The organism is Lysinimonas soli, from assembly GCF_042655435.1.
Taxonomy (GTDB): Bacteria; Actinomycetota; Actinomycetes; order Actinomycetales; family Microbacteriaceae; genus Lysinimonas; species Lysinimonas soli.
In genome coordinates, this window is sequence record NZ_JBHSMG010000004.1 from 16,366 (window position 1) to 42,816 (window position 26,451).

A 26,451-nucleotide genomic window follows, 5' to 3' on the forward strand; every position below is an offset into this window, starting at 1 on the left:
CTGCACGCCGACCCCCTTTCCGAGATTCGTGACAGAAATGTCGGCGATGCATGCTAACAAATCCTCGCGTATAGGGGGACTGAACGGTCTGTCTCCGTGCGCTAGGGAACCATCGAGCCGGTGCGACGAGCATCCAATCGCAGCCGGATCACGCTCGCGACCACAGCGACGCTCATCGCCAACACGATCACGGCCAACGACACCGGGGTGGAGATCTCGGGAGCCCACTGGACCCCGTGCCCGCCGTTGATGAACGGCAGCTCGTTGCCGTGCAGGGCGTGGAAGAACAACTTGACGCCGATGAAGCCCAGGATCGCCGCGATGCCGTACTTGAGGTAGACGAGCTTCTCGACCAGATCGCCGAGCAGGAAGTACAGCTGCCGGAGCCCCATCAGGGCGAAGACGTTGGCGGCGAAGACCAGGAACGCGTTGGTCGTGATGCCGAAGATCGCCGGGATCGAGTCGAGGGCGAACACCAGGTCGGTGGTGCCGAGGGCGATGAAGACGATGAGGGCCGGGGTGAACAGCCGCCTGCCGTCGACGGTCGTGCGCAGCTTGGCGCCCTCGAAGGTGTCGGTGATCGCGATGCGCCTGCGCAGGAGGCGGATCAGGCGGTTCTCGGTCTCCTTCTCCTCGTCGTGACTCGTGACGGCCTGGTTCACCGCCGTGTAGACCAGGAAGAGGCCGAAGAGGTAGAAGATCCAGCTGAAGTGCTCGATGAGCTGGGCGCCGAGCAGGATGAACACGCCGCGCAGGATCAGCGCCAGCACGATCCCCACCATCAGGATCTCCTGCTGGTACTTCCGCGGTACCGAGAAGCGCCCCATGATCAGCAGGAACACGAACAGGTTGTCGATCGAGAGGCTGTACTCGGTGAGCCAGCCCGCCACGAACTGGCCCGCGTGATCCGCGTCGCCGAGCACGAACAGCAGCCCGGCGAAGATCAGCGCCAGCAGCACGTAGAAGGCGATCCAGATGGCCGACTCCCGCGTCGAAGGGATGTGCGGCCGGCGGAAGGCGAGGAAGATGTCGGCGGCGAGGATCAGCAGGAGCACGCCGAACGACGTGAACTCGAACCAGACGGGGATCTGCATGGGGGGCCTTCCGGACGGGGCATGACGAATGTCCGAACGTCTCTCCCGCGCCGGCCCGGCGTCTCGACACCGCGGCCCGCGATCGCGACCGGGGCTGCAGCGTCGGAGCCCGTGATGACGGTCGCGATGAGGTGGGATACTCCCCTTCGCGCGTTCAGACTAGCGGGTCCGGTCGCGTCATCCGGCGTCGACTTGACCTGTTCCTGCGCCGTGCGCACCTCGGCGCGGGGGTTGGCGGCGCCCGGAGCCGGGGCTACAGTCGGTGCCATGACCGACGCCGACCGCAACCTCGCCCGCAAGAGGATCAAGGCTCGTCGCGAGTTCTGGAGCATGCTCGCGATCTTCATCGTCATCAGCCTGCTGCTGACGGCGATCTGGTTCATGACCACCGGAGGCACCGGCTACTTCTGGCCGATCTGGCCGCTCTTCGGTTTCGCGATCGCCACGGTGTTCGGAGCGTTGAACGCCTTCGGCATCATCAACCGCGAAGTCACCGAGGCCGACATCGACGCCGAGCTGGAGCGACGCAACCGCAAGAGCTAGGGACGCTACCTGAGGAACCCGGCTGCGCGATAACAGGAGGCGCCTAGTCGAAGAACCAGGCCCGTTTGTCGGCGATGCCGCGCCCCCCTTTGTTCTTGGACGACGTGGTCTTCGCCGCGCTCCCGACCGAGGAGTAGAGAGTCCAAAGGTGCGTGACCGCAGCGCGACGGCTCGCCACCGGGTCGTGAGAGGTGATGGCGTTGGCGATGGCATCGTGGGTGGTGCCCGAGCGGTGCGCGGACGCGGGAATCGCCAGGGACATCCGACGGAACTCGCGAAGCCCGGGCACCAGCATGGAGTACAGCTGGTTGATCAGCGAGTTATGTGCGGCGAGCACGAGCGCATCATGAAAACGCTCGTCGGTGTCGATGAGGGCATCGATCTCGGCAGCGGAGCGATGCGCCTGGGAGGCGGCGTGCAGCCTGGCGATGTCATCGGATGTCGCACGCTCGGCCGCGAGCCCCGCGGCCGCGATCTCTAGCGACATCCTGGCCTCGAACAACTCGGTCACTTCGAACTCGTTCTCGGCGCACCATTTGACGAAGGAGTGCACCGGCTCCATCCGGTTGCCCTCGACGATGAAGGTGCCGACACCTTTTCGTACCTCCAGCACGCCGAACGCCTTCAGCTTCTGAATGGCCTCCCGCAGCGAGGTGCGCCCGACTCCGAGCTGCTTTGCCAGCTCGATCTCGATCGGCAACTGCTCGCCAGGAGTCAACCTCCCTTCGTTGATCGCAGAGAGCAGGGTCTCTGCGATCATGTCGGGAAGCGATCGGCGGTCGCGCGGAGTGCCGAAGAGAATCGCCGTGTCGATGTCGGCGCTCATCGCGTCGGCCAGAGCCAACAGCGGGGAGAGCCCGCCAGCATCCCGTCACGAACCATTCGTTCTCCCCATCTCCGCTGTCCGGGGGTCGACCCCGCCACAAGCTCTAGCGTGCGATGGTAACAGGGGGTTCCGCACTGCAGAACGCCGTCCTCGCGAACGCCCAATGTGAACACCGTGTAACTGTCGTGTTACACCGGCTCGTGTCGGTTGACTGATGTCAGACATCTCAATAACCTGGCCACACCCGGCCGGTGTTACGCAAGCGTTCGCGCCCTGTTCATCGCCAATGGGTGAACACCGCCGCTCACCGCTCGCCCCCTGTGTCGAGCGACAGTCAGTTGTTGTCTGATGTCAGACTGCATCCCCCGATACCGCAAGGACTTCTCCCCGAATGACGACCTCCCCCTTTGTCTTCTCGACGGACCGCATCGAAGCGGGCCGAGGGCCGTCACTCGTGGTTGCCCACGGTGGCGTCGACATGGAGCCGGTCGACGCCACATTCCTCTCGCTCGAGGCCGCGACGACGGCAGCCCTCGCGGAACTCGCTCGCGGCACCGACGGGATCACCGCCGCGCTCGCCTCGGTCGCCGTGCTTGAAGATGATCCACGGTTCAACGCCGGTTACGGCTCGGTGCTCACCCGCGCCATGACCGTCGAGACCGACGGGGCGGTCTCGTCCGGCCGCACCGGCCGCTTCGCGGGGGTCGGCGCTGTCCCCGGCATTCGCCGGCCCGCGGCGCTCGCGCACCGAATCATGCAGCAGGAGGAAGTGGTGCTGCTGGTCGGCACCCAGGCGGCGGAGTACGCGGCGTCGCTCGGCATCGAAATCGAGGATCTGGTGACCCCCGAGCAGTTGCAGGCTCTGCGAACGCAGACCGACGACCCACTGACCAGCGTGTTCACCGGCAGAGGAATCCCGAGCGAGACCGTTGGATGCCTCACAATCGATCGTCTGGGTGAGGTCAGCAGCGCATCCAGCACAGGCGGCCTGCTGGGCAAACCGCCGGGCCGGGTCGGAGATGCATGCATCCCGGGCGGCGGCTACTGGACCGACGAGCGCTTCGGCGTGCTCTGTTCCGGCTCCGGCGAGGCCGCGATGAGCATCAACCTCGCGAGGACTGTCGCAACGCGGGCGGTCGAAGAGGGACTGGCGAGTGCCCTCGAGAACTCGCTTCGGGCGGTCACCCGCTCGGGCCGTGCTGTCTGCGCGATCGTCGCGGTCGACGCCCTCACGGGCGAGGTGATGACGATGCACAACGGGTCCAGCTTCCCTGTGTCGGTCCGTAACGATCGGGCGACATACCGACTCGGCGACCCGACCCGCGAGCAGAGCGACGAACGGTCCCGCCGATGACGATGACGACCCGCAGAACGACGGACCGGGTGCGCTCCGGGGTCGAGGCCGCGCTCGCGGGCAAGGGCATCTTCATCGCCCTCGCCGTGATCCTCGTCGTGGCCGCCGTGCTGGCACCCAACTTCTATGCGCAGGTGAACATCGCGAACACGCTGCGCCGTGCATCGATTCTGGGTCTCCTGACGATCGGGCAGTTCCTGGTGCTCACGGTCCGCGGGGTCGATCTCTCCGTTGCGGCCATGGTCGGCGTGACCGCCGTGGCCATCACCACCTCGGGCAATATCGCAATCGGATTGCTCATCGCGCTGGGCATCGCTGGTGCAGTCGGCGCGGCCAACTCCTGGCTCGTGGTTCGGCGATCCGTCCCCGCGTTCGTCGCGACATTCGGCACGGCACTGGTGCTCGAAGGCGGCAAGCTGCTCTGGACGCGCGGGGCGCTGAGCGCCGAATCCCCCGCACCCCTGGTCGACCTCGCCCGAGCTTCGCTGGGGCCCGTACCGCTGCCGGTCATCCTCTGGATCGTGGCGACGGTCGCGGCAGTGGCGTGGACGCAGCGCACCGTCTCCGGGCGTCGCTTCGTGCTCTCGGGCGCCAACCCGCGAATGACCCGGCTGTCGGGCATCGGCGTCGGCGGCAAGGTGTGGCTCGCCTTCACTCTCGCCGCGGTGCTCGCCGTGCTCAGCGGAGCGCTATTGGTCGGCTTCTCCGGCTATGTGGATCAGAACGTCGGCGCCGGGATGGAACTCGACTCGATCACGGCCGCCCTGCTCGGTGGTGCCCGATTCAAGGGCGCGGAGGGATCGTTCGTCGCCGCGATGGGTGGGGTGCTCGTGCTCGGTGCGATGTCCACTCTGATCGTGGTCCTCGGATTCCCCCCCCAGATCCAAGACGTCGCGAAGGGCGTGGTGCTCATCCTCGCTCTCACATTGCACTGGCCGCGACGGCGCTGAGTACCCGCCCCAGGACCAACCCATCGAAGCACCAAGGAGGAAGAGGAAACATGAATAAGCCCAACCCCGCCGCGCGGAAGTTCTTCGCGATGGCCGTGGCAGGACTCGCCGTGCTGGGAATGGCCGGCTGCTCCACACCCGCAGCCGACAGCACCCCCACGTCGGCGGCAGCGAAGAACCCGGTCAAGGTCGATTCGAACGGCCGCCCCATCCTGACCGACGACTACTCCAAACAGGTCGCCGCCGCGGCCGGCGTGGAGGTCGACACCACCAAGTTCAAGAAGACCGCGCCATACAACATCGCAGCGATCGTGCAGGGCCCGACCAACGGTTGGGGCACCACCTTCGACGCCGTGATGAAAGACGAGTTCACGAAGTCGGGCAAGGTCGGCAACCTCATGTACGTGCCGTGGAACTTCCAGACCGACAACCAGGTGAAGGGCGTCGAGGACGCGATCGCGGCCCATGTGGATGCGATCATGCTCACGTCCCTGTCGCGCGCCGGGCTGGTCTCGGCCGTCGAGCGCGCCACGGCGGCAGGCATCCCGGTGATCACCTGCATGGCGGGCGTGCAGAGCACCGCGTACACGGCAGAGGTGAGCCGCAACATCCCGCAGATGGGGTTCTCGAGCGCGGATGCCATCGCGCAGCAGCTGCACGGCACCGGCAAGGTCGTGATGCTGAACGGCATCGCGGGGGCTGACGCCGCCGAGTTCTGGAAGTCGGGCGCCGAGGCGGCCTTCAAGCAGTACCCGGGCATCACGATCGTCAGCCAGCAGTACGCGGACTGGTCGGCGGCGAAGGCGATGGACGTCATGCGCACCGTGATCGCGCAGCACCCCGATGCCAACGCGGTGTGGGTCGGTGGGCTCGAGATGGGGCCGTCGGTCATCCAGGCCTACAAGGAAGCGGGCATGACCGTTCCACTGATCGGCGGCACCAACCCCACCAACGGGTTCCTTCGTCTCGCCATTCAGGACAAGCTCAAGTTCAACGTCTCGCCGTTCCCCCCGGCGGCGGCGAAGGAGTGCGTCGACACCGTCTTCAAGGTGCTGAACGGCCAGAAGGTCGCCAAGTACACCGACGTCATCGACACCATGAAGGGCGTCGCGCCGTACAGCCAGGCGGACGCGTCGAAGTGGTACGAGCCGGCCTTCAACGACGACTACATCGGCCCGAAGGTCGCAAGCGACGCGGTCTATCTCGCCGCCGGGTTCGGCAAGAAGTAACTCGGTTCCCACGGATGGGGCCCCTCGCATCTGAGGGGCCCCATCCTGAGGCAGACGGCGGAAAGGAGACAACGATGGCGACGATCCCGGCGATCGAACTGGACGGCATCACGAAGAGCTACGGATCGGTGACGGCCCTCGACCACGTTGGCCTGACAGTGCTTCCCGGTGAGGTGCACGCCCTGATGGGCGAGAACGGAGCTGGAAAGTCCACCCTGATGAAGGTGCTCAGCGGAACGCTGCAGCCGGACTCGGGAACCGTCAAGGTCTTCGGCGAGACGGTCGACACCCGCTCGTACTCCCCCAAGGTCGCCCACCGACTCGGGGTCGCCATCGTGCATCAGGAGTTCTCCCTGATCCCGTCGCTCACGGTGACCCAGAACATCTTCCTCGGCATCGAGTCGACTCGCTTCGGTCTGCTCGCCCGCAGCAGGATGACGGCGAAGGCCGCGGAGCTGCTGAAGCGGGTGCACTCGCGGGTCTCCCCTCACGCGCTCGTGGAAACACTCAGCATCGCCGAGGCGCAACTCGTCGAAATCGCCAAGGCGCTCGCTAGCGACGTCAAGATCATCGCGTTGGACGAGCCGTCGGCGGTGCTCTCCGGCGCAGAGCTCGATTCGTTGTTCACCGTCATTCGGGATCTGGCGGCGAGCGATGTCGCCGTACTCTACGTCAGCCATCGCATCGACGAAGTCTTCACCCTGTGCAGCCGCTATTCGGTGCTCAAGGACGGGCGCAACACCGGCACCGGTCGCATCGACGAGATCGACGCCGACACACTCATCTCGCTCATGGTCGGGCGCAGCGTCTCGCAGTTGTTCCCCGAGTCGAACCGCCACATCGGCGAGATCGTGCTCGAAGCTCGGCAGCTGGAGATCGAGGGGCTCGCCGCGCCGGTGAGCCTGCGCCTGCACGCCGGGGAGATCGTCGGACTGGCCGGGCTGCAGGGTTCGGGCAGAACGCGACTGGCGCGCGGTCTGTTCGGCGACATCCCCTCCACGGGAGGGCTGAGGGTCGGCTCGCGCGACGTCGCTTTGTCCAAGCCCTCCGACGGGATGAAGCACGGAGTCGCCTACCTCCCCGAAGACCGCAAGGGCCTCGGCCTTGCGCTCGGTAAGCCGGTGGGAATCAACATCTCCATGCTCGCCTGGAGGCGGCTGAGGTCACGCCTGTTGACCATCGACCGCGATGGGGAGCGTTCCCTCATCCGATCAGCCATCGAGAAGCTGTCGATCAAGACCGATCCCTCGGGAAAGGCCCCGGTCGCGACCTTGTCCGGAGGCAACCAGCAGAAGGTCGTTATCGCGAAATGGCTTGAACTGCTTCCCGATGTCGTGATCTTCGATGAGCCGACGCGGGGAATCGACGTCGGGTCGAAGGAGCAGATCTACCTGATCCTGCGAGAGCTCGCGGATTCGGGCAAGGCGGTGCTGCTGATCTCGTCCGAGCTCATCGAGGTGATCGGGCTCTCCGACCGCATCCTCGTCATGGCCGACGGGGAACTGGTCGGCGAGCTGTCCGAAGCGACGACGGGAGAAGAGGACATCATGCGGCTCATCACCTCACACACTCCGGTCGGGAAGGCCACGGCACGCCCATGAGAACCCTCAGCGAACGGGTCGCAAAGTACGCCGGAAGCGGCATCGTCGTCTGGCTCGTCGTGACGATCCTGCTCGTCATCGCCTTCAGCTTCGCGAAGGGATTCGCGACACCCGAGAATCTGACGAGCGTCAGCCGGCAGGGCGCGGTGCTCGCCCTGGTCGCGCTCGCGCAGTTCTTCGTCGTGCTGGTCGGCCACGTCGACTTGTCGATCGCTGCGAATGCCAAACTGGCTGCGCTCCTCGCGGCCATCGTGATGGACGGCACCGACCGCAACCTCCTCACCGGGGCGCTTGTCGCGATTCTGATCGGCGTCGCCGTCGGAACCCTCAATGCGATCGTCGTCGTCGCCCTCAAGGTCGAGTCGTTCATCGCGACCCTCGGCACCGCCGCGATCGTCCAAGGGGTCGCCCTGTTCGTCGCTCCGACGCCGGTCGGCAAGAGCTCGCCCGCGCTGGTGCAGTTCTACGGCGCTCAGGTTTTCGGTGGGATCTACCTCGTCGTGCTGGTCGTCGCACTGCTCTGGGGTGTCAGCTGGCTCGCTCTGCGGAGAACGGTATGGGGCGGCCACGTCTTCGCCGTAGGTGGCGACCCGGCCGTCGCGGCACTCAGCGGAGTGCGCAGCTCGCGCATCATGATCAGCTCGTTCCTGACCAGCGGTGTGCTCGGCGCGCTGGCCGGCCTTCTCATTCTGGCGACCTCGGGGGTCGGCGATCCGACTGCGGCCGAAGGTCTGCAATTCACCACCCTCGCCGTCGTTGTCATCGGCGGGGCCAGCCTCGCCGGTGGTCGCGGCACACTGATCGGCTTGCTCGGCGGCGTCGTGCTGTTCGCACTGCTGGGTAACGTCTTCAATCTGCTGCACGTCGACGTGTGGTACCAGGAACTGTTGCGCGGCCTGATCATCCTGCTCGCCGCCGCGATGTTCGTGAGCCGGGTCGCGAAGCGACGACGCTCGAAGAAGAAACCCGATGCCGAACGCCGGCCAACGAGAGAAAAGGTGGATGCCTGATGGCAATGACCAGCAATGAGGGACGCGGAATGACCCCCGAGGAGCGAAACGAGTTCCTCACGACGGGAAGGATCTTCGCCAAGATCGCCACGGTGAACGAGGACGGCTTTCCGCAGGTCAGTCCCGTCTGGTACACGTGGGACGGCGAGTCGTTCCTGATCATCAGCAAGGAGCGCACCGGCATGGTCAAGAACCTCCGCCGCGACCCGCGCTGCGGCATCCTGGTCGACAACCCCACGCTCCCCTACAAGCGGGTGAGCGCTCAAGCCGAGGTCGAGTTTCTCGAGGACTTCGAATACATCGAGCCGATGCGCGAGATGATCCTGCGCTACCTCGGGCAAGAGGGCATGGAGTACGGCGAGAGCACGTTCGAGTTCGCCCGCACCCCGTTCAAGGTGCACCCGGTGCGTATGACGAGCTGGAATGGCGGCGGCTTCGATCGCACGTTCAGCAAGGAGACCGTGTGGAAAGAGGTCCGGTGACGGCTGCGAGCGCGAGGCTCAGCGGCAAACGGATCCTCGTCACCGGCGGCGGCTCCGGGATCAACTTCGCTATCGTCGAGCGTTTCATCGCCGAGGGAGCTTCGGTTTCGGTCGGTGACCTCAATCCGGGCGCCGCAGATGCCGTCACGGCTCTCGGCGCTCGGTTCACCTCGGTCGATGTGGCCGACGCCGATGCCATCGCCGGCTGGGTCGCCACGGAGGCCGCAGCTCTCGGAGGTCTGGACGTCGTGGTCGCCGGCGCCGGGTACGAACTCGTGGCCACCGCGACCGAACTGACTGTCGAGCAGTGGGATCACCACATGGCCGTCATGCTGCGGGGTCCGTTTGTGACGTTCAAAGCGGCTCTCCCGGTGATGATCGAGGGCGGGGGCGGATCTCTCATCGCCCTCGGCTCGAATCTCTCCTTCGCCGGCCTCACCGGATTCACCTCCTACGTGGCGGCCAAGCACGGGCTCATCGGCTTGGTGCGCGTGCTCGCGATCGACTACGCGGCACACGGGGTCCGAGTCAACGCCCTGTGCCCGGGACCGACCGACACCCCGCTCATCCGCCGCCAACTCGTCGGTGTGCCGGATCCCGATGGGCTGCTTGCTCGCTGGGAGAGTGACACCCTCCTCGGCCGCCTCGGCCGCCCCGACGAGATCGCCGCAGGCGCACTGTTCCTCGCGAGCGACGAATCGAGCTTCGTCACCGGCTCATCCCTGTTGGTCGACGGCGGGTACACCGCCCGATGAGCGCCGCGGACCTCGATTTGGAACAACTCCTTGAGCAACTCGTCGCGATCGACTCGCGCAACCCCGATCTCGCGACCGCGAGCCCCGGCGAGCGTCCCCTCGCCGACTTCGTCGCCGACCGGCTCGGCAGAAGCGGCCTCGAGGTGACCTTCGAACCGGTGCTCGGCGAGCGCGGAAACGTGCTGGCGGTGCTCCCCGCGCGAGACAGCTCGGCGACCGTGGTGTTCGAGGCGCATCTGGACACCGTGCCGGCCGAGCCCGGAACCATGCGACTCCGACGGGATGGGCGCCGGGTGTACGGTCGCGGTGCCTGCGACACCAAGGGTTCCCTCGCGGCCATGCTCGGCGCTGCGCACCGTTTGGCGCAGAGCAATGGCCGCCGCCCCCGGATCATCGTCGCCGCCGTGTGCGATGAGGAGTACATCATGCGGGGCGGGCAGGCTCTGGCCCGTTCCCTGCCCCCGGCCGACGCGGTCATCGTCGGGGAGCCGACCTCGCTGCTTCCCGCGCGCGCCCACAACGGCTTCGTCCGACTCTCCGTGACGGTGGTCGGAGTGGCTGCACACAGCTCACGAGCCGAACTGGGAACGAACGCAATCAACCAGGCTGCGGGCTTGATCCTCTATCTCGACGAGACGATCGGACAGCGGCTGCGCGCCAGCCCGGATCCGCTGTCGGGACCGACACCGCTGTCGGCCACGATGATCGAGGGCGGTACGGCACCGAATGTGATTCCCGACCGCTGCACGGTCTGGTTCGACCGACGGGTATCCCCCTCGGAGACGCCGCAGTCGGCGCTCGATGAGATCCGGTCAGCGGTGGCCGACTTCTCGGCTCGGGAGGCGGTGCGGGTCGATGTCGCTGAGCCGCTGATCGCGCTCGGCGCCCTCGACACAAGCGCCGAAGCTCTCGCTGTGCGAGCCGCCGAGCAGGCGGCCTCCACGCTGCTCGGTCGCCCCGTGATCGCGGGCGGCCTCGGCTATTCGACGGATGCGTGCTGCTTCTTCGATCGCCCCGACCTGCCGGCCGTCGTGCTCGGCCCCGGCTCGATCGACCAGGCTCATGGCGAGGTCGAATGGATCGACCTCGACGAGGTGACCGTTGCGCGCGACATCTACGTGGAACTCGCGATGAACGTCGCAACTCTCAGACTCGAAGGAGACGGTGGATGATCACGGACTTTCACACGCACGTCGACGAGGCGGAAGCCTTCGGGTGGATCGACCCGCCCGAGAAGATCCTCGGCCTGCTCGACGAGGCCGGTATCGAACGCGCCGTGATCATGACCTACACCGACCTTCCCGGCCTCAACCCGGGCGCTCTCGAATACATCGTCGGCGCAGCGAACCAGTACCCCGACCGCCTGATCCCGTTCTTGCGGGTCAATCCGAACCACCCGCGCGTGATGCCCGAACTCCTGGAACGGGCGCTCGCAGCGGGAGTGCGCGGACTCAAGGTCCACCCCACGACGACCCTGGCTCATCCGGCCGCCGAACCGACGCTCGAGGTGCTCCGCCTCGCAGCGCGGAGCGGCGTTCCTGTGCTCTTCCATTGCGGGGATGATCCGTACACGACGCCACAGACGCTCGAACTCGCCGCCCAGCAGGTTCCAGACTGCAACATCGTGCTGGGTCACATGGGTGGGTACTTCCACGTGACCGACGCGATCGAGGCGGCCATCCGGCAACCGAATCTCTACCTCGAGACCTCGGCGATGCCGTATCCCGAGATGATTCGGCAGGCCGTCGACCAGGTCGGCGCCGATCGGGTCATCTTCGGCAGCGACGGTCCCGGCTGTAACCCCCGGCTCGAGTTGGCGAAGATCACCTCGATCGGGCTGCCGACGGAACAGGAGCGTCTGGTCCTCGGCGGAAACGCGGAGCGACTGCTGGGAGGCACGGCGGCATGATCGACTCACTCGTCGTCCTCGGGAACAACCTCTTCCGTCCCGGGCTCAGTGTCGAGGCGGCCGTGGCGTCCTCGTCACGACTCGGCCTGGAGGGAATGGTTGCGGCCCCGGCCCGCGACACCGACTACAGCGTCGTCGATGCCAACGATCGGCTGGCACGCGATGCCGAAGGGCACCCCGGCATCCGCCGTCTGGTTCGAGTCGATCCGAATCAGGGGCGAGCCGCCGAGAACGAACTGCGACGGGGGATCACGGAACTCGGCTGTGTCGGGCTCTTCCTCAATCCTGACGAAGAGGTCTTCCGTATCCAGGATGCCGAGCCCGTGGTGCGAGTCGCCGCCGGCCTCGGGATCGCCACGGTGATCGTCGCAGGAGTCCCACTCCGGTCGGAGGCGCTGCAGATCCTGGAGCTCTCGGCCAAGGTGCCTGACGCGCGCCTCATCCTGAGCTCAGGAGGTCAGGTCAACATCACCGGGCTCGGCATGGCGGACGCCTGGATCGCGCTTGAGCGCAATGCGAACATCGCCGTGCTCTCCAACGGTGAATACCGTCAGGACTATCTGGAGAGGATCGTGCGCGAACTGGGCCCCGAACGCCTGCTCCTGGGCACGATGGCTCCGTACTACGACCGCGCGTTCGAGATCGCTCGGATCGAGAACATCGCCTATTCCGCCAGCGATCGAGCGCTCGTCGTCGGCGGGAATGCACGGCGCATCTTCGGCTGACCGAGTAGGCCGAAATCCCCGTGATTTAGGGGCTCTTGGGATGACACGGACCCTCATAGGATCACGTCGCATGTCGTCGTAGCCAATCTGTTGCCACGGAGAGCTCTGATCTGCGACACGCTGTGGGACCCGGCGATGGCCCTTGGCATACCCCATCTATCAGAGTATTCTCGGCGCATGAAATCCGTCGAACTTCGTGAACCCAGCTTCTGGGTTCTCACCGCTCTTGCCGGCGGCCGCAGCCATGGGTACGCCTTGATCCAAGAGACGAAGTCGCTCTCGTCAGGCCGCGTCGAGCTCAAGGTCCCCACCTTGTACGCGGCCCTCGACCGCCTCCGCGAACAGGGCCTAGTCGCCCCCGACGGCGACGAGGTGACCGACGGCAGGCTCCGACGGTTCTTTCGTCTGACCGATGACGGTGCGGCTCGCCTCCGCGAAGAGATTGAGCGAATGGAAGCCAACGCAAGGCAAGCGAAGTCGCGCCTGCGGATGCGGCCCACCCAGGTAGCAAGAAAGGCCATGGCATGAGCGGCGCCGACGCCGCGCTCCCGCTCGACGGCGATCGGAGTGCGGGCTCGCCTGAGTCTGCTCTCGCAGCCGAATATCGGCAGCTGATGCGCTGGTATCCCCATCGGTGGCGTCGAGACAACGAAGACGCGATGCTCGGGGCCTTGCTCGACCAGGCCGAGGACGAGGGGCGCGAGCACCCGACGGACGCGGAGCGAACGGCGCTTGTGCGCTCGGGGTTGGCGCAATGGTTCGGGTTCCCGGTTCCGGGCCAGCGGCTGCGCCTCATCCCATTGATCGTCGGAGGCGCGCTGTCGGTCTTCTATGCGACTGTCGTGATCTGGTCGCCACAGACCAACTACCCCGGTTCGATTGGCCCGTTCTCGAACCCGTCGATCATCACCTGCGTACTGCTGAGCCTCGCGCTTGTCATTGGGCTCTTCACTCGAGCCCGAGTTGCAGACGTCTTGGCGCTGGCGGCTGCGGCGGTCGAGATCGTCATCGGCGTCCTTGCAGCACTCCACCCGACGCTCGGGCCGGAGCCGTGGCAAGGGCCGAGCCCCAGCACCGCCGCCCTGTTCGCAGGTATCGCAATTCTGAGCAGCGTCACTCTTGGTCGAGGTTGGGCCTCCGCCGCCGGTGCGTTGCTGGTGGTCGCGGGGACCGCATCGATGATGGTCGTCAACTTCGTTCAGGCCGAGCTCGGAATGTTCTCTGTCTTGTCGACCATCCTTGTTGCGGTCATCGTGGCGGCTGTCGTCGGAGCCATCGCCATCTCCATCCGGCACCGCAGGATCAGCAAGAGGTCAGTGTGAGCGCCCGCGCCAATGGCCGCCGGACAACGAGTTCACGCCGACTCTCCCTCTATGGCTCGGGAAACAGATCAACTCCCCCGCAAACACGGGAGAGTTGGAAGAAGTGACCCCAGCGGGATTCGAACCCGCGTTACCGCCGTGAGAGGGCGGCGTACTAGGCCACTATACGATGGGGCCGTCACGACAACTTGACGAGTATGCCATACCTTGAGGGGCCCACGCCATTCGACGAGGGCCATCTCCAAGCCATGGAGGGCCGCTGGTCAGGTGGGCGTCGCAGCCAGCACGCGCAGGGCGCCGGGAACGAGCTCCACGTCGATGGGGGCTCGTCCGATGCGCTCGCCGTCGGCGTAGACGATCACGCCCTCGCCCGCAATCCGCACGCGCCTGGCGCGATCGATCGAGACCTTGGGATGCCGCACGTGAGTGCCCTTGAAGACGCTCGGAAAGATCCGGATGAAGTTCAGCCGGCTCAGCGGGCGCACGATCATGACATCGAGCAGGCCGTCGTCGAGACGGGCATCCGGCGTGATCTTCATGCCGCCGCCGAGCGAGATGCCGTTGCCGATCGAGACCATGTTGGCGTCGACGACGAACTCGCGGTCGTCGAGGGTCACCGTGTAGTGGATCGGCTTGAGCCGCACCAGCTCGATACCCAGCGCGATGATGTACCGGCTCGGCCCGCGCGGGTGGCGCATGAGGTTGGCGCGCTCGTTGACGGTGGCGTCGAATCCGGCGCTCAGCGAGCAGGCGAACCATCGCTCGGCGGGAACACCGTCGTCGTCGAGGTAGTGGATCAACCCGGCGTCGACCACGCGCGGAGGGTGCTGCAGGGCCTCGGCCAGGGCATCCACCGAGGCCTCGGTGTCGTCGAATGGCAGCCCCAGTGAACGGGCCATGTCGTTGCCGGTGCCCGAGGGGACGATTCCGAGCGGGACCTTCGTGCCGGCCAGGAGGTTGGCGCCCAGGTTGACCATGCCGTCTCCGCCGACCACGACGAATCCATCCGGTTTCGACCGCACCGCCGCGCGCGCGGTCGTGAGCAGCGACTCGTAGTCGGGTTCCGTCAGCGAGGTGACCTCGTGCCCCATCGCCCGCAGCGTCTGCACGACCGCGGGCCCGATGTCGCGGGTCGTCCCGAACGAGGCCGAGGGGTTGATCGCGACGACGACTCGCTTGACCTGAAAATGGTCCGCCACACGGGCCTCCGGGATGCTCGTCTCGCGCGATCGCCGCGCATCGTCGCGCGTGCCTGGACTCTATCGTCCCGCACCGGTGAGAGCTGCCACACCGGGCGGGGATGCGCGCCGTCTAGGGTCGGAGAATGGACGGGATCGGGCTGGGGTTGCATGCCGAGCCGGTCGACGCAGAGTTGTTCGAGGCCCTGGCCCGCGCTCATCCGCGGCTGGGACTCGATGGTCTGCTGAGGCGGCCCGGCCGCCGGGCGCGGGTTTCTCGCCCCCGGGCCGAGGCCGCGGCGTGGGGTTTCCGCTGGCCGCTGCTCGAGTCGCACACCCGACGCTGGTGGCCGCAGGGGGTCGACACGCGACCGGATGGCAGCGACATCCTCGTCGTGAGCTGGTTCGCACAGGACCGTCGCGGGCGCTCGACCGGATCGCGCCTCACCGTCGTCGATCTGCGCGACGCGCGACGCCCGCGCTTCCACCACGTTCTGCTGGTCGAGGCGGTGCGCGGCGACGACGGCCGGGTGCAGATGGATCCCGTGCTCGTGCACGCGGGCGGCCTCGCCTGGGTGGGCGACCGGCTGTATGCCGCAGCGACCTTCGACGGGCTCGTCGCCTTCGGCCTCGCCGACATCCTCGACACGCGCGCGGGAGGCACGCGGGCCGGGGGCCGACGACCGGCCGCCCCGTTCGGCGCCCGCTTCGTGCTCCCGCTCTCGGCACGGCTCCGTGCTACGACTCCGGATGCGGCACGATCGCTGCGCTACTCCTTCGTCTCGGTCGAGCGCGGCGGCACCGCGGCACGGCCGCAGCTGGTCGTGGGCGAGTTCGGCGACGAGGCCCGCGGGCGGCGGATCGCCCGCGTCGCACTCGCGGCCTCGTCCGCACCGGGCGACGCCGCCGAGGTGGTCGAGATCGCCGAGCCCGGCATCGCCCGGATGCAGGGCGCCTGCCTCATCGAGAGCACCTGGTTCGTCAGCGCGAGCAACGGCCTACGGCCCGGCGACCTGTGGGTCGGAAACGCCGCCGGATGGACGCGGCACCCCGGCGTGCTCCCCGCCGGGCCAGAGGACCTCGCGGCCTCCGTCGACGGCTCGACGATCTGGTCGCTCAGCGAGTGGCCGGGAGCCCGCTGGGTGTTCCGCATCGACCCGGCCGGGTGGGCCGCGCGCCGCTGATCGCGCCCGCTACCGGCTGAACCGCATCCGCCGCAGCAGCTGCGCGTTGAGCGCGACCACGATCGTCGAGACCGACATGACCGCCGCGCCCACCGCGGGCGGCATGACGAAGCCCACCCCGGCCAGAACCCCCGCCGCGAGCGGAAGCCCGATGACGTTGTAGCCGGTGGCCCAGGCCAGGTTCTGCAGCATCTTGCGGTAGCTCGCGCGGCTCAGCGTGATCGTGTCGGCGACCCCGCGCGGGTCGCTCGAGGCGAGCACGACGCCGGCGGATTCGATCGCGACGTCCGTTCCCGCTCCGATCGCGATGCCGAGGTCGGCCCGCGCCAGCGCGGGCGCGTCGTTCACACCGTCGCCCACCATCGCGACCCGCTTCGATCCCTCGGCCTGCAGCCGGGCGACGACGTCCGACTTCTGCCCCGGCAGCACCTCGGCGAACACCTCGGTGATGCCGAGCCGGCCGGCGACCCAGTTCGCGACCTCGTGCGAGTCGCCGGTGAGCATGGCGACCCGGATGCCGCGCTTGCGCAGCAGGGCGACGGCCTCGACCGATTCGGGCCGGATCGTGTCGGCGAGTGCGAACATGCCGAGCACGCGCGCCTCCTCGGGCCCCGTGCCCGCGGTCTCGTCGATGAGGTAGACCAGCGTCGCGCCGTCGGGGGCGAGCTCGCGCGCGCCGTGGATGAGTGCCGGATCGAGACGGATGCCGCGTTCCGTCACGAGACGCGCGCTCGCCATCGTCAGCGTGCGGCCCGCGACCGTCGCAGTCGCGCCGCGTCCCGCGAGCGACTGGAACGCGGTCGCCGGGTCGAGACCCAGCTCCTTCTGCCGGGCCGCATCCACGATGGCGCGCGCGATCGGGTGCTCCGACTTCGACTCGACGGAGGCGGCCAGCGCCAGCAGCGCGTCCTCCCCCGCGTCGGCACCGCCGGGGGTGGGCACGACCCGCACGAGCCCCTGCTTGCCGGTCGTGAGCGTTCCGGTCTTGTCGAAGAGCACGACGTCGATGTCACGCGCCTCCTCCAGTGCGGCGCGGTCCCGCACCAGGATGCCGCGACGGGCCCCGATCGCGGTCGTGAGCTGCGCGACCAGCGGGATGGCGAGTCCGAGCGCGTGCGGGCACGCGATCACGAGCACCGTGACGACGCGCTCGAGCACGAACGCCGGGTCACCGGGGCGCAGCAGCAGCCACACGATCAGGGTCACGGCGGCGGCGGCGATCGCCAGGTAGAACAGCCAGCCGGCGGCGCGGTCGGCGAGCAGTTGCGCCCCCGACTTGCTCGCCTGCGCCTCGGCCACGAGCCGCATGACGCCCGCGATCGCGGTGTCGTCGCCGAGCTTGGTGACCTTGACGGTCAGGGCGCCGGTCGCGCCGTCACCACCGACGTTGACGCTTCCCGCGACGACGGATGCGCCGATCGCCTTCGCGACAGGAGCCGACTCGCCCGTGAGCAGCGACTCGTCCAGCTGCGACTCGCCGTCGACGACCTCGCCGTCGACGGGGACCGCGGCGCCGGGCCGCACGATCACGAGATCGCCGAGCGAGAGCGACCCGACCGGCATCGTCATGGTGTGCTCGCCGTGCACGACCTCGGCCTCGTCGGGGATGAGCTTGGCGAGTTCGCCGAGCGCGTCCGACGCGCCCATCACGGCGCTCATCTCGATCCAGTGCCCGAGCAGCATGATGACGATGAGCGTCGCAAGCTCCCACCAGAAGTCCATGCCCGGCAAGCCGAAGGTCACCGCGAGCGAGTAGCCGAATGCCACCAGGATCGCGAGCGAGATCAGGGTCATCATGCCCGGCTGCCGACCCCGCAGCTCCGACACGGCGCCCGTCAGAAACACGCGCCCACCGATCAGGAAGATCGCGGCGCCGAAGACGGCGGGGATCCACTGACTGCCCGGGAAGCGCGGGCCGCCGAGGCCCAGGATGTCCTGCAGGCCGGTCGAGAACAGAAGGGTCGGCACCGCGAGAACCAGGCAGACCCAGAACAGCCGGCGGAAGACATTCGGGTCGTGGCCCATCGCGGCGTGGTCGTGCGCGCTGTGGCCCATCGCGGCGTGGTCCATCGTGCTGTGGTCCATGGCTCCGTGATCATGCACCGCGTGGTCGTGGTCCATGTGCTCTGACTGCGTCATGCGGATGCTCCTCGGTTGTTCTGCAGTTCGAAGACGGTCAGGAGTTCGGCCACCGCGGCATCCCGCCGCTCACCGCCCGCGTCGAACATGTCGGCGACGTGCGTTCGCAGGTGGTTCTCGACCAGGAGCTTGTTGAGGCTGCTGAGCGACTTCTGGATGGCGAGGGTCTGCGTGATGATGTCGACGCAGTAGGCCTCGTCGTCGATCATCTTCTCGACGCCGCGCAGCTGCCCCTCGAGGATGCGCGCTCGGTGCAACGCCCGCTTCTTGATGTCCGCGATCATGCGGCGAGTATACCCCCTAGGGGTATCTGGCGGCGTACAGTCGCAAGAGTGAAGGTCACCAAATACGAACACTCCACGCTCGTCATCTCCTCGGCCGACAAGAAGCTCGTGGTCGATCCGGGGGTCTTCCTCACTCCCCCCGACTTCGGCAACACGGTCGCCGTCGTGATCACCCACGAGCACGCCGATCACTGGAGCGAGCAGAACCTCGCGGCGATCCTCGAGAAGTCGCCCGACGCGAAGATCTTCGGACCGCAGGGCGTCGCCGACGCGGCGTCCGGCTTCGAGATCACCGTCGTGAACGCCGGCGACCGCGTCACGGTCGATCCCTTCACCCTGGAGTTCTTCGGCGAGAAGCACGCCGTCATCCACGAGAGCATCCCCGTCGTCGACAACGTCGGCGTGCTGGTCAACGACGAGCTGTACTACGGCGGCGACTCGTACACCGTGCCCTCGAAGGCGGTCGGAACGCTCGCGGCCCCCGTGGGAGCGCCGTGGCTCAAGATCGGCGAGGCGATGGACTACGTGCTCGAGATCAAGCCCAAGCGCGCCTTCTACATCCACGACATGACTCTCTCGGCCGCAGGCAAGGGCATGGCGAGCGATCGGCTGAAGTGGGCGACCGAGCAGAATGGCGGAGAATACCTCCCCCTCGAGGTCGGCGACTCCCTCGACCTGTAGGCGCTCGCTCCCCCGCGCACGGCCCGACCGTCCGCGCCCGGTCGGATACCATGATCAGACCTCAGCATTTCCGCTCGCTCTGATTCAGGACCACCGCTGTGTCGAACTACGATCCGAATGACGGATTCTCGGACTTCACCGAGATGCTGCGCCGCGCCGAGGCCCAGGACCGCCAGCGCCCCAGCCGGCCCGCGGAACCGGATCCGGTCGAGCGTCGCCGCCGCCGTCGTCGTGGGCGCGTGGCCGGCCTCGTCGTCGGCCTCGTAGTGCTCGCCGTCGTCGGCACCTACATCCCACTGGCGCTGACGGCTCCCATCGGCGCGGCCGCCTCGACCGTCCACCGTCCCGACGTGACGCCGCCCGCCGCGACGACCCTCGCGATGCCGCCGGAGGGCGAGTCGGCCCTGAGCGTCGCCGGGGCGGATGACTACCTGGGCGCGAGCGCGAGCGGCATTCTCGCCTCGAGCGGCGGTGACTCTCCCCTGCCGATCGCGAGCATCAGCAAGCTGATCACCGCGATGGTCGTGCTCGACGCCAAGCCGTTGCGCTCCGGAGCCGGTCCCACCCTCACCTTCGACAAGGCCGATCACGCGCTCTACGACAAGTACTACCTGCTCAACGCCACGATCGCGGCGATGCCGACGGGCAGCACGATGTCGGAGCACGATGCCATCGAGACGATGCTCGTCGTCTCGGCCTGCAACTACGCCGAAGCGATCGCCGACTGGGCGTTCGGATCGAACGCCGGGTTCGTGAGCGCCACCAAGCGGTGGCTGAAGGCGCACGGCCTCGGCGGCACGACCATGGTCGAGCCGACGGGGATCGACGACCGCAACACCAGCACCCCGAGCGACCTGATCGCCATCGGCAAGCTCGCCATGGCGAACCCGGCGGTCGCCGAGATCGTGGCGAAGATCCGCCTCGACGTGCCGGCGCTGGGGGGTCTGCCGAACACGAACGACCTGCTCGGGTCGGACGGGATCAACGGGATCAAGACCGGCACCCTCGATTCGGCGGGGTCGGACCTGCTGTTCTCCGCCACGATGTCGGTCGGCACCTCCACCCCGCTGACCATCATTGGCGTGGTACTCGGCGGAGACACCCACAGCTCGGTCAACGCCGATGTGCGTGCCCTGCTCACGAGCCTCGGCTCGGGCTTCCATGAGGTCTCGCTCGCGACCGAGGGGCAGCAGGTCGGCACCTATTCGACACCCTGGGGAAGCAAAGCCACGATGGTGCTGGGCTCGAGCGCCTCGGTGTTCACCTGGTCGAACACGCCCATCACATCGACGATGACGACCACGACTCTCAAGACCGGTGCCGACGGCGAGAAGGTCGGCACCGTGACCTGGAAGGCCGGCAAGAACACGGTGTCGGTACCGGTCGTGTTGAAGGGCAGCATCAAGCCGCCGAGCGCCTGGTGGCGGCTCACCCATCCGCAGCAGCTGTGGAAGTAGCTGTCGCAGTCGTCGGTGGCGATCGCTAGTCTCGCGGAATGAGCGAACTGCGGATCGTTTCGGTCGTCGACGCCCCCTGGGACGATGTGCGCACGGTGTTCGGCACGCGCGGCGATCCCGCCAGGTGCTGGTGCCAGTTCTTCAAGACGGATGCCGCCGCCTGGAAGCAGCAAGGCGCCGCGGCCTTCGAGGGCGCCCTGTGCGAGCAGGTCGACGCGGCGCGTGCGTCCCATTCCGCGGGACCGGGGGTTCTCGCGTATCTCGGCTCCGGCTTGGAGCCCGGCTCCGGCTCTGAGAGCTGGGAGCCGGTCGGCTGGGCGGCGGTCGAGCCGCGCTCGGCGTATCCGCTCATCCTGCGCGGACGAGCGATCGCAGGCAGCATCGATCCGGTCGACGGCGCCGACGCGGCATCCGTCTGGGCGATCACCTGCTTCGTGGTCCGCGTCGGATTCCGCCGCCGCGGCGTGGCTGGCGCCCTGCTGAGCGGGGCGGTCGCCGAGGCCCGGCGCGGGGGCGCACGGGTCGTCGAGGCCTACCCGGTCGACACCGCGGGCGAGAAGGTCAGCTCGGCCGATCTCTACCACGGGCCGCTGTCGGCCTTCCTGGCGGCAGGCTTCGAGATCAGCGGACGACCCCTCGACGGCCGCGCCGTCGTGCGGCTGGCGCTATCCGGGTCGTAGGCCGGCCAGCCGGAGCACCGCAGCGAGGCCCTCCGGCGTACCCGGCCAGTGCCGGCGGATCGCCTCCGGCCCGGCCCGCCGGACCGCGAACCGCAGGGCGATCGCGACCACGATGGCATCGTCGGCGTACCCGAGCACGGGGATGAAGTCGGGAATCAGATCGATCGGCGACAGCAGGTAGACCAGCAGGGCACCCAAACAGATGCGAACGCCGATCGAGACCGTGCGGTCGCCCGCCAGGCGCGTGAGCAGCCGCGCGACATCCGGGGCGAGACGCAGGAGGTCTCGCAGACTCGCCGCTTCGGGATGACGACGCTGCTCGGTCCAGAGGAACAGCACGAGGAGAAGCCACAGCATGACCAGGCCGCCGACGACACCGAGAGCGAGCTGCCACCACTGGGTCATGAGTCGATCATGTGCTTCGGTTTGAGCAAAGCAACAGTTGCTGGCTCGGTAACGAAATATTCAAACCTAGACCTTGAGGCCCTGGTAGACGCCCTCGCTCGATTCACGCGGCCGCAGCACCCGGAGAAGACCCTCGAGGAACTCGTCCGAGTATACGAGCGGATCCAGGCGAGCCCGAGAGCAGCCGAGAAGGCGTATGAGGTGCACATCCACAATGTCGAGCGACGGCTCGGGAGCACGCGCGTCGCGGATCTTGTCGCTGAGTACGAGGGCGGACTGGCCGCGGAAGCCCTCGCAAAGGAATACGGCGCGCCGCCTCAACGGTGCCGCGGCTGGTGCGCAGAGCCGGCGGAGAGGTTCGGAAGCAAGCCCCTTCGGACGGGGTACTGGCGGAAGCAGCCCGTCTCTACCAAGAGGGGACATCACTCCAGCAGCTCGCGGATCAGCTTGGCGTTCCGAAATCGACGCTGCGGCGCAAACTCAGCGAGTCCGGGGTCGTAATGGGCCGGCCGTCAAGCCGCACGGTCCTCATCATCGAGACGGATCCGCTCCAGCGCCAGCAGGAGCTTCCGCACATCCGGGTCTAGGTCCATAACGGTCATCGCCTCACTCAAGATGTCCGGGAAACCGGGTCAGGCTCCGTAATCGCTTGCGCCTGAGGGGCGGCCTGGGCCGCCTCAGCGGGGAGCGGCGTCAGCACCCCGACGACCAGTGCCGCAACCGCGACAATCGGAATCAGCACACGACGGGCGGAGGACACACGAGCCACGACAACATCCCAGCGAAGAGAAGCCACGAGCTGCCAATGGTTCGCCCGACCAACAACGCTCCAACGCGTCACCGGTGAGGAAACGTTAGTACCCGAAAAGCGTTACCTGAGAACTCCCCATGTGAACATCTGATTACGCGTCTACCCCAGAACGGGTGCCATTAAAATCCGGACGCTCTCACCGAAATCACTCATCTCCCACCGCACTTGCGAGAACGAATAGCGGAGATCGCCGACTCTGGAAGCGAGTCTCCGCAGCGCAATGTTCGCCCGCCCCGAACGCGAGAAGGAAGTCCAGGTCACCGATTGCCTCGCGCAGCTGTGTGTGGCTAGGGGTGGCCAAAGCGTTCCGATCTAGTCCCGAACGTCGCCTCCAGGGAGGCGGGGATTACCAGTTCCTGCATCAGGCAGTTGGTATCTCTTGCCGTTGCGTCGGTTGATCGATCGCTGATCACCTATTCCGCTGGCGACCTAAACCCGCCCGCACGATCGTTCACTCCGACCGGGGAGCCCTCCGGGTCAGGCTCACGGTTCCTGGCCCGCAAAGCTCAGTTATTCTTTGGAATTGGGCGCCGTTCGCGCCGCGTCGCCCGATATCTCGACGTCACTTCAGAGTGAGCAGGAAACAAAAAGGGACGGCGCCACACGCGTCGTCCCTTTGGATGAATATCTTGGGCTACTTTGGCGCTCTTTTCGCGCCTTGGTTTGAGTAAGCCAACCTTGGCTGGGGTACCTGGACTCGAACCAAGAACAACTGAACCAGAATCAGCCGTGTTGCCAATTACACCATACCCCATCGAAAACCCTGGTCAGAGGGCAGTTTCGAAGTTTGACCCCTCACACCGTCGTGAGACGGATGCGCGGCGGGCCGTCGTCCAGCATACGACATGACACACTCCCTTCATGACTCGACCCCTCGCCGACTGGCACGCCGACCACCGCAAGACCCTGACCAAGGGCGACAAGGCCGCGGACCGCCTGCGCAACGTCATGGGCAGCTGGTTCTTCGTCGGCGGCTTCGTCGCCTTCATGATCGTCTGGGCGATCGTCAACAGCTTCAAGATCGCCTGGGATCCGTACCCGTTCATCCTGCTGAACCTGTTCCTCAGCATGCTGGCCGGCCTGCAGGGCGCGATCCTGCTCATCGCCGCGAAACGCCAGGATGCGATCGCCGCCGCCCTCTCGACGCACGACTATCAAACGAACAAGGCCGCCAAGAAGGAGATCGAGGAGCTCATGGCGATCAACCGCGCCCAGCTCGAACTGCTCAACCAGCTGTGCGGCAGGCCGGCCGACTCCGCCGAGACGACGAAGCGGGTCGAGAGGGCCCGATCCGCCGGCACGGGGACGGTCGTCGAGGGCTCGGCCTAAGCGGGCAGGGGCTGCTCGAGCGCCTGCCGGAAGCGCTCGATGCGGGCGAGCGTCGCCTCCTTGTCGAGGATCTCCATCGACTCGAACAGCGGCGGACTGATGCGCTTGCCGCTCAGGGCCGTGCGCAGCGGTCCGAAGGCGAGCCGCGGCTTGAGGCCGGCGCCGCCCTCCTCGGGCGAGTTGGTCAGCGACACGCGCAGAGCCGACTCGATCGCCTCGCGGGAGAAGTCGTCGAGTTGCTCCAGGCAGGCGTAGGCCGCGTCGAGCACGAGGCGCGCCTGGTCGCGGTCGGTGGGTAGGGCATCCGGCTCGTAGGCGATCGCGTCATCCGCCTGGAAGAAGAACGCCAGCAGCTCGCGCACCTCGCTGAGCACGGCGATGCGCTCCTGCACGAGCGGGGCGGCCTCGCGCAGGATGGCCCGCTCCGAGGGCGTCGGGGGGTCGCTCACGATGCCGGCCAGGTAGGGCAGGATGCGCACCTCGAAATCGTCGGGGGCCAGCATCCGGATGTGGTCGCCGTTGATCGAGTCGGCCTTCTTCTGGTCGAATGAGGCCGGGTTCGGGTTGACATCGACGATGTCGAAGGCCGTCACCAGTTCGTCACGGGTGAAGATGTCGCGGTCGGGCGCGATCGACCAGCCGAGCAGGGCCAGGTAGTTCAGCAGCCCCTCCGGGATGAAGCCGCGATCCCGGTGGTGGAACAGGTTGGACTCGGGATCGCGCTTGCTCAGCTTCTTGGTGCCCTCGCCCCGCACGAGCGGAAGATGGCCGAAGCGCGGCACGAAGTCGGTCACCCCGAGCTCGATCAGGGCGAGGTAGAGCGCGATCTGCCGCGGGGTGCTCGAGAGCAGATCCTCGCCGCGGAGCACGTGGGTCACCCCCATCAGCGCGTCGTCGACCGGGTTGACGAAGGTGTAGAGCGGGGCCCCATTCGGGCGCACCACCACGAAGTCGGTGAAGCTCCCGGCCGGGAAGGTGATCGGCCCGCGCACGAGATCGTCGAAGCTCAGTTCGGTGTCGGGCACCCGCAGGCGAAGGGCGGGCTCGCGCCCCTCGGCCCGGTAGGCGGCGCGCTGCTCGGCGGTCAGCTCGCGCTCGAAGTTGTCGTAACCCTGCTTGGGGTCGCGGCCGTTCGCGACGTTGCGGGCCTCCATCTCGTCGGGGGTGACGAAGCTCTCGTAGAGCAGGCCGGCATCCGTGAGGCGGGCGATCAGCTCGCGGTAGATCTCGGTGCGCTGCGACTGCCGGTACGGCGCGTGCGGGCCGCCCTTCTCGACCCCCTCGTCCCAGTCGAGCCCGAGCCAGCCGAGCGCGTCGAGCAGCTGGAGGTAGCTCTCTTCGCTGTCGCGGGCCGGGTCGGTGTCTTCGATGCGGAAGATCAGCTTTCCGCCGGTGTGACGCGCGTACGCCCAGTTGAAGAGCGCGGTGCGGATGAGCCCGACGTGCGGGGTGCCGGTGGGCGAGGGACAGAAGCGCACGCGCACGGCCGAGCCGGTGGCGGTGGAGAACGGAAGAGACATCGGAATCGAGCCTAGCGACCGCGACGCCGCCGGGCTCGCGCCTCTCGCCGCCCAGCGGCTCAGACGACCGCGAGCACGGCCGAGGCCGCCAGGGCCAGCACGATGCCGACGGCCTGAAGGACGCTCAGTCGTTCGCGCAGCACGAAGAAGGCCAGGATCACGGTGCCGAGCGGGTAGAGCGCGTTGAGCACGCCCATGACCGCCAGGTCGCCGAGGTGCAGTCCGACGACGAGCAGGATGTTGCCGAGGGCGAGCAGGATGCCGGCGAGCACCGCCTGCACGACGCCGAGCCGATCGCCCAGCCCCGCCAGCTCGGCCCTGCCCCGCCGCACGCGGTTCACGAGCAGCACCGTGCCGTAGAGCAGCGTCGCAACGCAGAGGTCGACGAGCAGGGGCGCCAGCCCGGAATCCCTCGGCGTGCGGCCGATCGCGATGATGTAGCCGGCGAAGCCGATTCCGGCGATCGAGCCCAGCACGACCGCCCGCGGCGTGACCCGCACCGGATCGCGCTGCCGCGGCACCGCGAGCAGCACCGCCGCCACGACGACGGCGGCGAGCGCGACGTAACCGAGCGGCGCGATCCGCTCACCGATCGCGAAGCCGACGATCGCCGGAACGACGGCGTAGATCATGGCGACCCCCGGCGAGACGACGCTCATCGGGCCGATCGCGAGGCTGGCGTAGAACGCCCAGGTGCCGATGCCGCCCGCAACGCCCGCCACGGCGCCGAGCAGCACCGCCGACGCCGACCAGTGCCCCGAGCCCGACACGGTGACGACCGTGACGATCAGCAGCGCCGCCAGCTGGCTCAGCAGGCTCACCAGCAGGGAGGTCATCCGCCGCGAGGCGAGACCGCCGAGGAAGTCGGAGGCTCCGTAGACGAGGGCGCTGGAGAGTCCGAGGAGGGCGATCACATCCCTAGTGAACCGGATGCCACCGTCGCGTGGTGACCGGCGCGACGGGCCCTGGCCTCCCCGCCGCGA

General features: G+C 67.5%; 27 protein-coding genes, 2 tRNA genes and 2 pseudogenes. 20 read left to right on the top strand and 11 right to left on the bottom strand.

Annotated elements, in window-relative coordinates; genetic code table 11:
* Window positions 1-101 precede the first annotated feature (101 nt).
* On the bottom strand, window positions 102-1,094 hold the full coding sequence (locus ACFPJ4_RS13260) for a TerC/Alx family metal homeostasis membrane protein (RefSeq protein WP_386740928.1): 993 nt from the start codon (window positions 1,092-1,094) through the stop codon (window positions 102-104).
* A gap of 267 nt (window positions 1,095-1,361) precedes the next feature.
* On the opposite strand from ACFPJ4_RS13260, the gene ACFPJ4_RS13265 reads away from it, so the two are divergent.
* Entirely contained in the window at window positions 1,362-1,637 is a 276-nt protein-coding gene (locus ACFPJ4_RS13265) for a 2TM domain-containing protein (RefSeq protein WP_386740929.1), read from the top strand.
* 43 nt (window positions 1,638-1,680) lie between these two features.
* On the opposite strand, the gene ACFPJ4_RS13270 is transcribed toward ACFPJ4_RS13265, so the two are convergent.
* Window positions 1,681-2,463, bottom strand: coding sequence for a FadR/GntR family transcriptional regulator (locus ACFPJ4_RS13270; RefSeq protein ID WP_386740930.1), 783 nt, complete (start codon window positions 2,461-2,463; stop codon window positions 1,681-1,683).
* Window positions 2,464-2,917: 454 nt separating this feature from the next.
* Here ACFPJ4_RS13270 and ACFPJ4_RS13275 point away from each other — a divergent pair, with 454 nt between their 5' ends.
* From ACFPJ4_RS13275 to ACFPJ4_RS13330, 13 genes and pseudogenes are all read left to right on the top strand, one after another.
* Window positions 2,918-3,817 carry an isoaspartyl peptidase/L-asparaginase gene (locus ACFPJ4_RS13275; RefSeq protein WP_386740931.1) on the top strand — a complete coding sequence of 300 codons (900 nt, stop codon included), beginning with the start codon at window positions 2,918-2,920 and terminating at the stop codon, window positions 3,815-3,817.
* Complete coding sequence (locus ACFPJ4_RS13280; protein ID WP_386740932.1) at window positions 3,814-4,767, top strand: ABC transporter permease; 954 nt, start codon at window positions 3,814-3,816, stop codon at window positions 4,765-4,767. Before ACFPJ4_RS13275 ends, ACFPJ4_RS13280 begins: the two co-directional genes overlap by 4 nt.
* Window positions 4,768-4,817: 50 nt before the next feature.
* A complete protein-coding gene (locus ACFPJ4_RS13285; protein ID WP_386740933.1) occupies window positions 4,818-5,996 on the top strand; it encodes a substrate-binding domain-containing protein in 1,179 nt (392 codons plus the stop codon).
* A gap of 74 nt (window positions 5,997-6,070) precedes the next feature.
* Window positions 6,071-6,574: pseudogene (locus ACFPJ4_RS15415) on the top strand (ATP-binding cassette domain-containing protein); the annotation flags it as partial.
* 327 nt (window positions 6,575-6,901) lie between these two features.
* Window positions 6,902-7,597: pseudogene (locus ACFPJ4_RS15420) on the top strand (ATP-binding cassette domain-containing protein); the annotation flags it as partial.
* On the top strand, window positions 7,594-8,607 hold the full coding sequence (locus tag ACFPJ4_RS13295) for an ABC transporter permease (protein ID WP_386740935.1): 1,014 nt from the start codon (window positions 7,594-7,596) through the stop codon (window positions 8,605-8,607). The pseudogene ACFPJ4_RS15420 and the gene ACFPJ4_RS13295, both read left to right, overlap by 4 nt.
* Complete coding sequence (locus ACFPJ4_RS13300; RefSeq protein ID WP_386740936.1) at window positions 8,607-9,089, top strand: pyridoxamine 5'-phosphate oxidase family protein; 483 nt, start codon at window positions 8,607-8,609, stop codon at window positions 9,087-9,089. Before ACFPJ4_RS13295 ends, ACFPJ4_RS13300 begins: the two co-directional genes overlap by 1 nt.
* Complete coding sequence (locus ACFPJ4_RS13305; protein ID WP_386740937.1) at window positions 9,086-9,844, top strand: SDR family NAD(P)-dependent oxidoreductase; 759 nt, start codon at window positions 9,086-9,088, stop codon at window positions 9,842-9,844. Before ACFPJ4_RS13300 ends, ACFPJ4_RS13305 begins: the two co-directional genes overlap by 4 nt.
* Window positions 9,841-11,016 (top strand): M20 family metallopeptidase, encoded by a 1,176-nt coding sequence (locus ACFPJ4_RS13310; protein ID WP_386740938.1) that lies wholly within the window; start codon window positions 9,841-9,843, stop codon window positions 11,014-11,016. Before ACFPJ4_RS13305 ends, ACFPJ4_RS13310 begins: the two co-directional genes overlap by 4 nt.
* Window positions 11,013-11,753 carry an amidohydrolase family protein gene (locus tag ACFPJ4_RS13315; RefSeq protein WP_386740939.1) on the top strand — a complete coding sequence of 247 codons (741 nt, stop codon included), beginning with the start codon at window positions 11,013-11,015 and terminating at the stop codon, window positions 11,751-11,753. Before ACFPJ4_RS13310 ends, ACFPJ4_RS13315 begins: the two co-directional genes overlap by 4 nt.
* On the top strand, window positions 11,750-12,478 hold the full coding sequence (locus tag ACFPJ4_RS13320) for an amidohydrolase family protein (RefSeq protein ID WP_386740940.1): 729 nt from the start codon (window positions 11,750-11,752) through the stop codon (window positions 12,476-12,478). Before ACFPJ4_RS13315 ends, ACFPJ4_RS13320 begins: the two co-directional genes overlap by 4 nt.
* A gap of 177 nt (window positions 12,479-12,655) precedes the next feature.
* Window positions 12,656-13,006, top strand: coding sequence for a PadR family transcriptional regulator (locus ACFPJ4_RS13325; protein WP_386740941.1), 351 nt, complete (start codon window positions 12,656-12,658; stop codon window positions 13,004-13,006).
* The gene (locus ACFPJ4_RS13330; RefSeq protein ID WP_386740942.1) at window positions 13,003-13,800 is read left to right on the top strand and encodes a hypothetical protein; all 798 of its coding nucleotides are present in this window, start codon (window positions 13,003-13,005) and stop codon (window positions 13,798-13,800) included. The genes ACFPJ4_RS13325 and ACFPJ4_RS13330 overlap by 4 nt, the downstream gene beginning before the upstream one ends.
* A gap of 104 nt (window positions 13,801-13,904) precedes the next feature.
* Here the strand turns inward: ACFPJ4_RS13330 and ACFPJ4_RS13335 are convergent.
* A tRNA-Glu gene (locus ACFPJ4_RS13335) sits at window positions 13,905-13,977 on the bottom strand.
* Window positions 13,978-14,063: 86 nt separating this feature from the next.
* Window positions 14,064-14,999 (bottom strand): diacylglycerol/lipid kinase family protein, encoded by a 936-nt coding sequence (locus ACFPJ4_RS13340; RefSeq protein ID WP_386740943.1) that lies wholly within the window; start codon window positions 14,997-14,999, stop codon window positions 14,064-14,066.
* Window positions 15,000-15,124: 125 nt separating this feature from the next.
* On the opposite strand from ACFPJ4_RS13340, the gene ACFPJ4_RS13345 reads away from it, so the two are divergent.
* Entirely contained in the window at window positions 15,125-16,162 is a 1,038-nt protein-coding gene (locus ACFPJ4_RS13345) for a hypothetical protein (RefSeq protein ID WP_386740944.1), read from the top strand.
* Between the two features lie 9 nt (window positions 16,163-16,171).
* On the opposite strand, the gene ACFPJ4_RS13350 is transcribed toward ACFPJ4_RS13345, so the two are convergent.
* Together ACFPJ4_RS13350 and ACFPJ4_RS13355 are read right to left on the bottom strand one after the other, a co-directional pair.
* A complete protein-coding gene (locus ACFPJ4_RS13350; protein ID WP_386740945.1) occupies window positions 16,172-18,301 on the bottom strand; it encodes a copper-translocating P-type ATPase in 2,130 nt (709 codons plus the stop codon).
* A complete protein-coding gene (locus ACFPJ4_RS13355; RefSeq protein ID WP_386740946.1) occupies window positions 18,298-18,585 on the bottom strand; it encodes a metal-sensitive transcriptional regulator in 288 nt (95 codons plus the stop codon). The genes ACFPJ4_RS13350 and ACFPJ4_RS13355 overlap by 4 nt, the downstream gene beginning before the upstream one ends.
* A 48-nt stretch (window positions 18,586-18,633) precedes the next feature.
* Here ACFPJ4_RS13355 and ACFPJ4_RS13360 point away from each other — a divergent pair, with 48 nt between their 5' ends.
* The 3 genes from ACFPJ4_RS13360 to ACFPJ4_RS13370 all read left to right on the top strand — a co-directional run bounded on the left by ACFPJ4_RS13360 (window position 18,634) and on the right by ACFPJ4_RS13370 (window position 21,403).
* Window positions 18,634-19,266 carry an MBL fold metallo-hydrolase gene (locus ACFPJ4_RS13360; protein WP_386740947.1) on the top strand — a complete coding sequence of 211 codons (633 nt, stop codon included), beginning with the start codon at window positions 18,634-18,636 and terminating at the stop codon, window positions 19,264-19,266.
* Between the two features lie 98 nt (window positions 19,267-19,364).
* Window positions 19,365-20,723, top strand: coding sequence for a D-alanyl-D-alanine carboxypeptidase family protein (locus ACFPJ4_RS13365; protein WP_386740948.1), 1,359 nt, complete (start codon window positions 19,365-19,367; stop codon window positions 20,721-20,723).
* Window positions 20,724-20,761: 38 nt separating this feature from the next.
* Window positions 20,762-21,403, top strand: coding sequence for a GNAT family N-acetyltransferase (locus ACFPJ4_RS13370; RefSeq protein ID WP_386740949.1), 642 nt, complete (start codon window positions 20,762-20,764; stop codon window positions 21,401-21,403).
* On the opposite strand, the gene ACFPJ4_RS13375 is transcribed toward ACFPJ4_RS13370, so the two are convergent.
* Entirely contained in the window at window positions 21,389-21,808 is a 420-nt protein-coding gene (locus tag ACFPJ4_RS13375; RefSeq protein ID WP_386740950.1) for a YkvA family protein, read from the bottom strand. The genes ACFPJ4_RS13370 and ACFPJ4_RS13375 overlap by 15 nt on opposite strands.
* 66 nt (window positions 21,809-21,874) lie before the next feature.
* Window positions 21,875-22,015, bottom strand: a complete 141-nt coding sequence (locus ACFPJ4_RS13380; RefSeq protein ID WP_386740951.1) for a hypothetical protein — start codon at window positions 22,013-22,015, stop codon at window positions 21,875-21,877.
* 128 nt (window positions 22,016-22,143) lie between these two features.
* Here ACFPJ4_RS13380 and ACFPJ4_RS13385 point away from each other — a divergent pair, with 128 nt between their 5' ends.
* Complete coding sequence (locus ACFPJ4_RS13385) at window positions 22,144-22,395, top strand: helix-turn-helix domain-containing protein (RefSeq protein WP_386740952.1); 252 nt, start codon at window positions 22,144-22,146, stop codon at window positions 22,393-22,395.
* A gap of 903 nt (window positions 22,396-23,298) precedes the next feature.
* Here ACFPJ4_RS13385 and ACFPJ4_RS13390 read toward each other — a convergent pair.
* Window positions 23,299-23,373 (bottom strand) — tRNA-Gln (locus ACFPJ4_RS13390).
* 107 nt (window positions 23,374-23,480) lie between these two features.
* On the opposite strand from ACFPJ4_RS13390, the gene ACFPJ4_RS13395 reads away from it, so the two are divergent.
* The gene (locus tag ACFPJ4_RS13395; RefSeq protein ID WP_386740953.1) at window positions 23,481-23,948 is read left to right on the top strand and encodes a DUF1003 domain-containing protein; all 468 of its coding nucleotides are present in this window, start codon (window positions 23,481-23,483) and stop codon (window positions 23,946-23,948) included.
* On the opposite strand, the gene gltX is transcribed toward ACFPJ4_RS13395, so the two are convergent.
* Both gltX and ACFPJ4_RS13405 read right to left on the bottom strand, forming a co-directional pair.
* Window positions 23,945-25,468, bottom strand: coding sequence for a glutamate--tRNA ligase (gene gltX, locus ACFPJ4_RS13400; RefSeq protein WP_386740954.1), 1,524 nt, complete (start codon window positions 25,466-25,468; stop codon window positions 23,945-23,947). The genes ACFPJ4_RS13395 and gltX overlap by 4 nt on opposite strands.
* 59 nt (window positions 25,469-25,527) lie before the next feature.
* Window positions 25,528-26,382 (bottom strand): EamA family transporter, encoded by an 855-nt coding sequence (locus ACFPJ4_RS13405; protein WP_386740955.1) that lies wholly within the window; start codon window positions 26,380-26,382, stop codon window positions 25,528-25,530.
* Window positions 26,383-26,451: the final 69 nt, after the last annotated feature.

What these genes read in the sequence shown, in the direction of transcription:
- ACFPJ4_RS13270 (WP_386740930.1), bottom strand. Translation starts at nt 2,463, where the DNA reads ATGAGCGCCGACATCGACACGGCGATTCTCTTCGGCACTCCGCGCGAC.
- ACFPJ4_RS13310 (WP_386740938.1), top strand. Translation starts at nt 9,841, where the DNA reads ATGAGCGCCGCGGACCTCGATTTGGAACAACTCCTTGAGCAACTCGTC.
- ACFPJ4_RS13260 (WP_386740928.1), bottom strand. Translation starts at nt 1,094, where the DNA reads ATGCAGATCCCCGTCTGGTTCGAGTTCACGTCGTTCGGCGTGCTCCTG.
- ACFPJ4_RS13320 (WP_386740940.1), top strand. Translation starts at nt 11,750, where the DNA reads ATGATCGACTCACTCGTCGTCCTCGGGAACAACCTCTTCCGTCCCGGG.
- gltX (WP_386740954.1), bottom strand. Translation starts at nt 25,468, where the DNA reads ATGTCTCTTCCGTTCTCCACCGCCACCGGCTCGGCCGTGCGCGTGCGC.
- ACFPJ4_RS13285 (WP_386740933.1), top strand. Translation starts at nt 4,818, where the DNA reads ATGAATAAGCCCAACCCCGCCGCGCGGAAGTTCTTCGCGATGGCCGTG.
- ACFPJ4_RS13345 (WP_386740944.1), top strand. Translation starts at nt 15,125, where the DNA reads ATGGACGGGATCGGGCTGGGGTTGCATGCCGAGCCGGTCGACGCAGAG.
- ACFPJ4_RS13370 (WP_386740949.1), top strand. Translation starts at nt 20,762, where the DNA reads ATGAGCGAACTGCGGATCGTTTCGGTCGTCGACGCCCCCTGGGACGAT.
- ACFPJ4_RS13330 (WP_386740942.1), top strand. Translation starts at nt 13,003, where the DNA reads ATGAGCGGCGCCGACGCCGCGCTCCCGCTCGACGGCGATCGGAGTGCG.
- ACFPJ4_RS13295 (WP_386740935.1), top strand. Translation starts at nt 7,594, where the DNA reads ATGAGAACCCTCAGCGAACGGGTCGCAAAGTACGCCGGAAGCGGCATC.
- ACFPJ4_RS13355 (WP_386740946.1), bottom strand. Translation starts at nt 18,585, where the DNA reads ATGATCGCGGACATCAAGAAGCGGGCGTTGCACCGAGCGCGCATCCTC.
- ACFPJ4_RS13395 (WP_386740953.1), top strand. Translation starts at nt 23,481, where the DNA reads ATGACTCGACCCCTCGCCGACTGGCACGCCGACCACCGCAAGACCCTG.
- ACFPJ4_RS13375 (WP_386740950.1), bottom strand. Translation starts at nt 21,808, where the DNA reads ATGACCCAGTGGTGGCAGCTCGCTCTCGGTGTCGTCGGCGGCCTGGTC.
- ACFPJ4_RS13300 (WP_386740936.1), top strand. Translation starts at nt 8,607, where the DNA reads ATGGCAATGACCAGCAATGAGGGACGCGGAATGACCCCCGAGGAGCGA.
- ACFPJ4_RS13265 (WP_386740929.1), top strand. Translation starts at nt 1,362, where the DNA reads ATGACCGACGCCGACCGCAACCTCGCCCGCAAGAGGATCAAGGCTCGT.
- ACFPJ4_RS13315 (WP_386740939.1), top strand. Translation starts at nt 11,013, where the DNA reads ATGATCACGGACTTTCACACGCACGTCGACGAGGCGGAAGCCTTCGGG.
- ACFPJ4_RS13280 (WP_386740932.1), top strand. Translation starts at nt 3,814, where the DNA reads ATGACGATGACGACCCGCAGAACGACGGACCGGGTGCGCTCCGGGGTC.
- ACFPJ4_RS13350 (WP_386740945.1), bottom strand. Translation starts at nt 18,301, where the DNA reads ATGACGCAGTCAGAGCACATGGACCACGACCACGCGGTGCATGATCAC.
- ACFPJ4_RS13325 (WP_386740941.1), top strand. Translation starts at nt 12,656, where the DNA reads ATGAAATCCGTCGAACTTCGTGAACCCAGCTTCTGGGTTCTCACCGCT.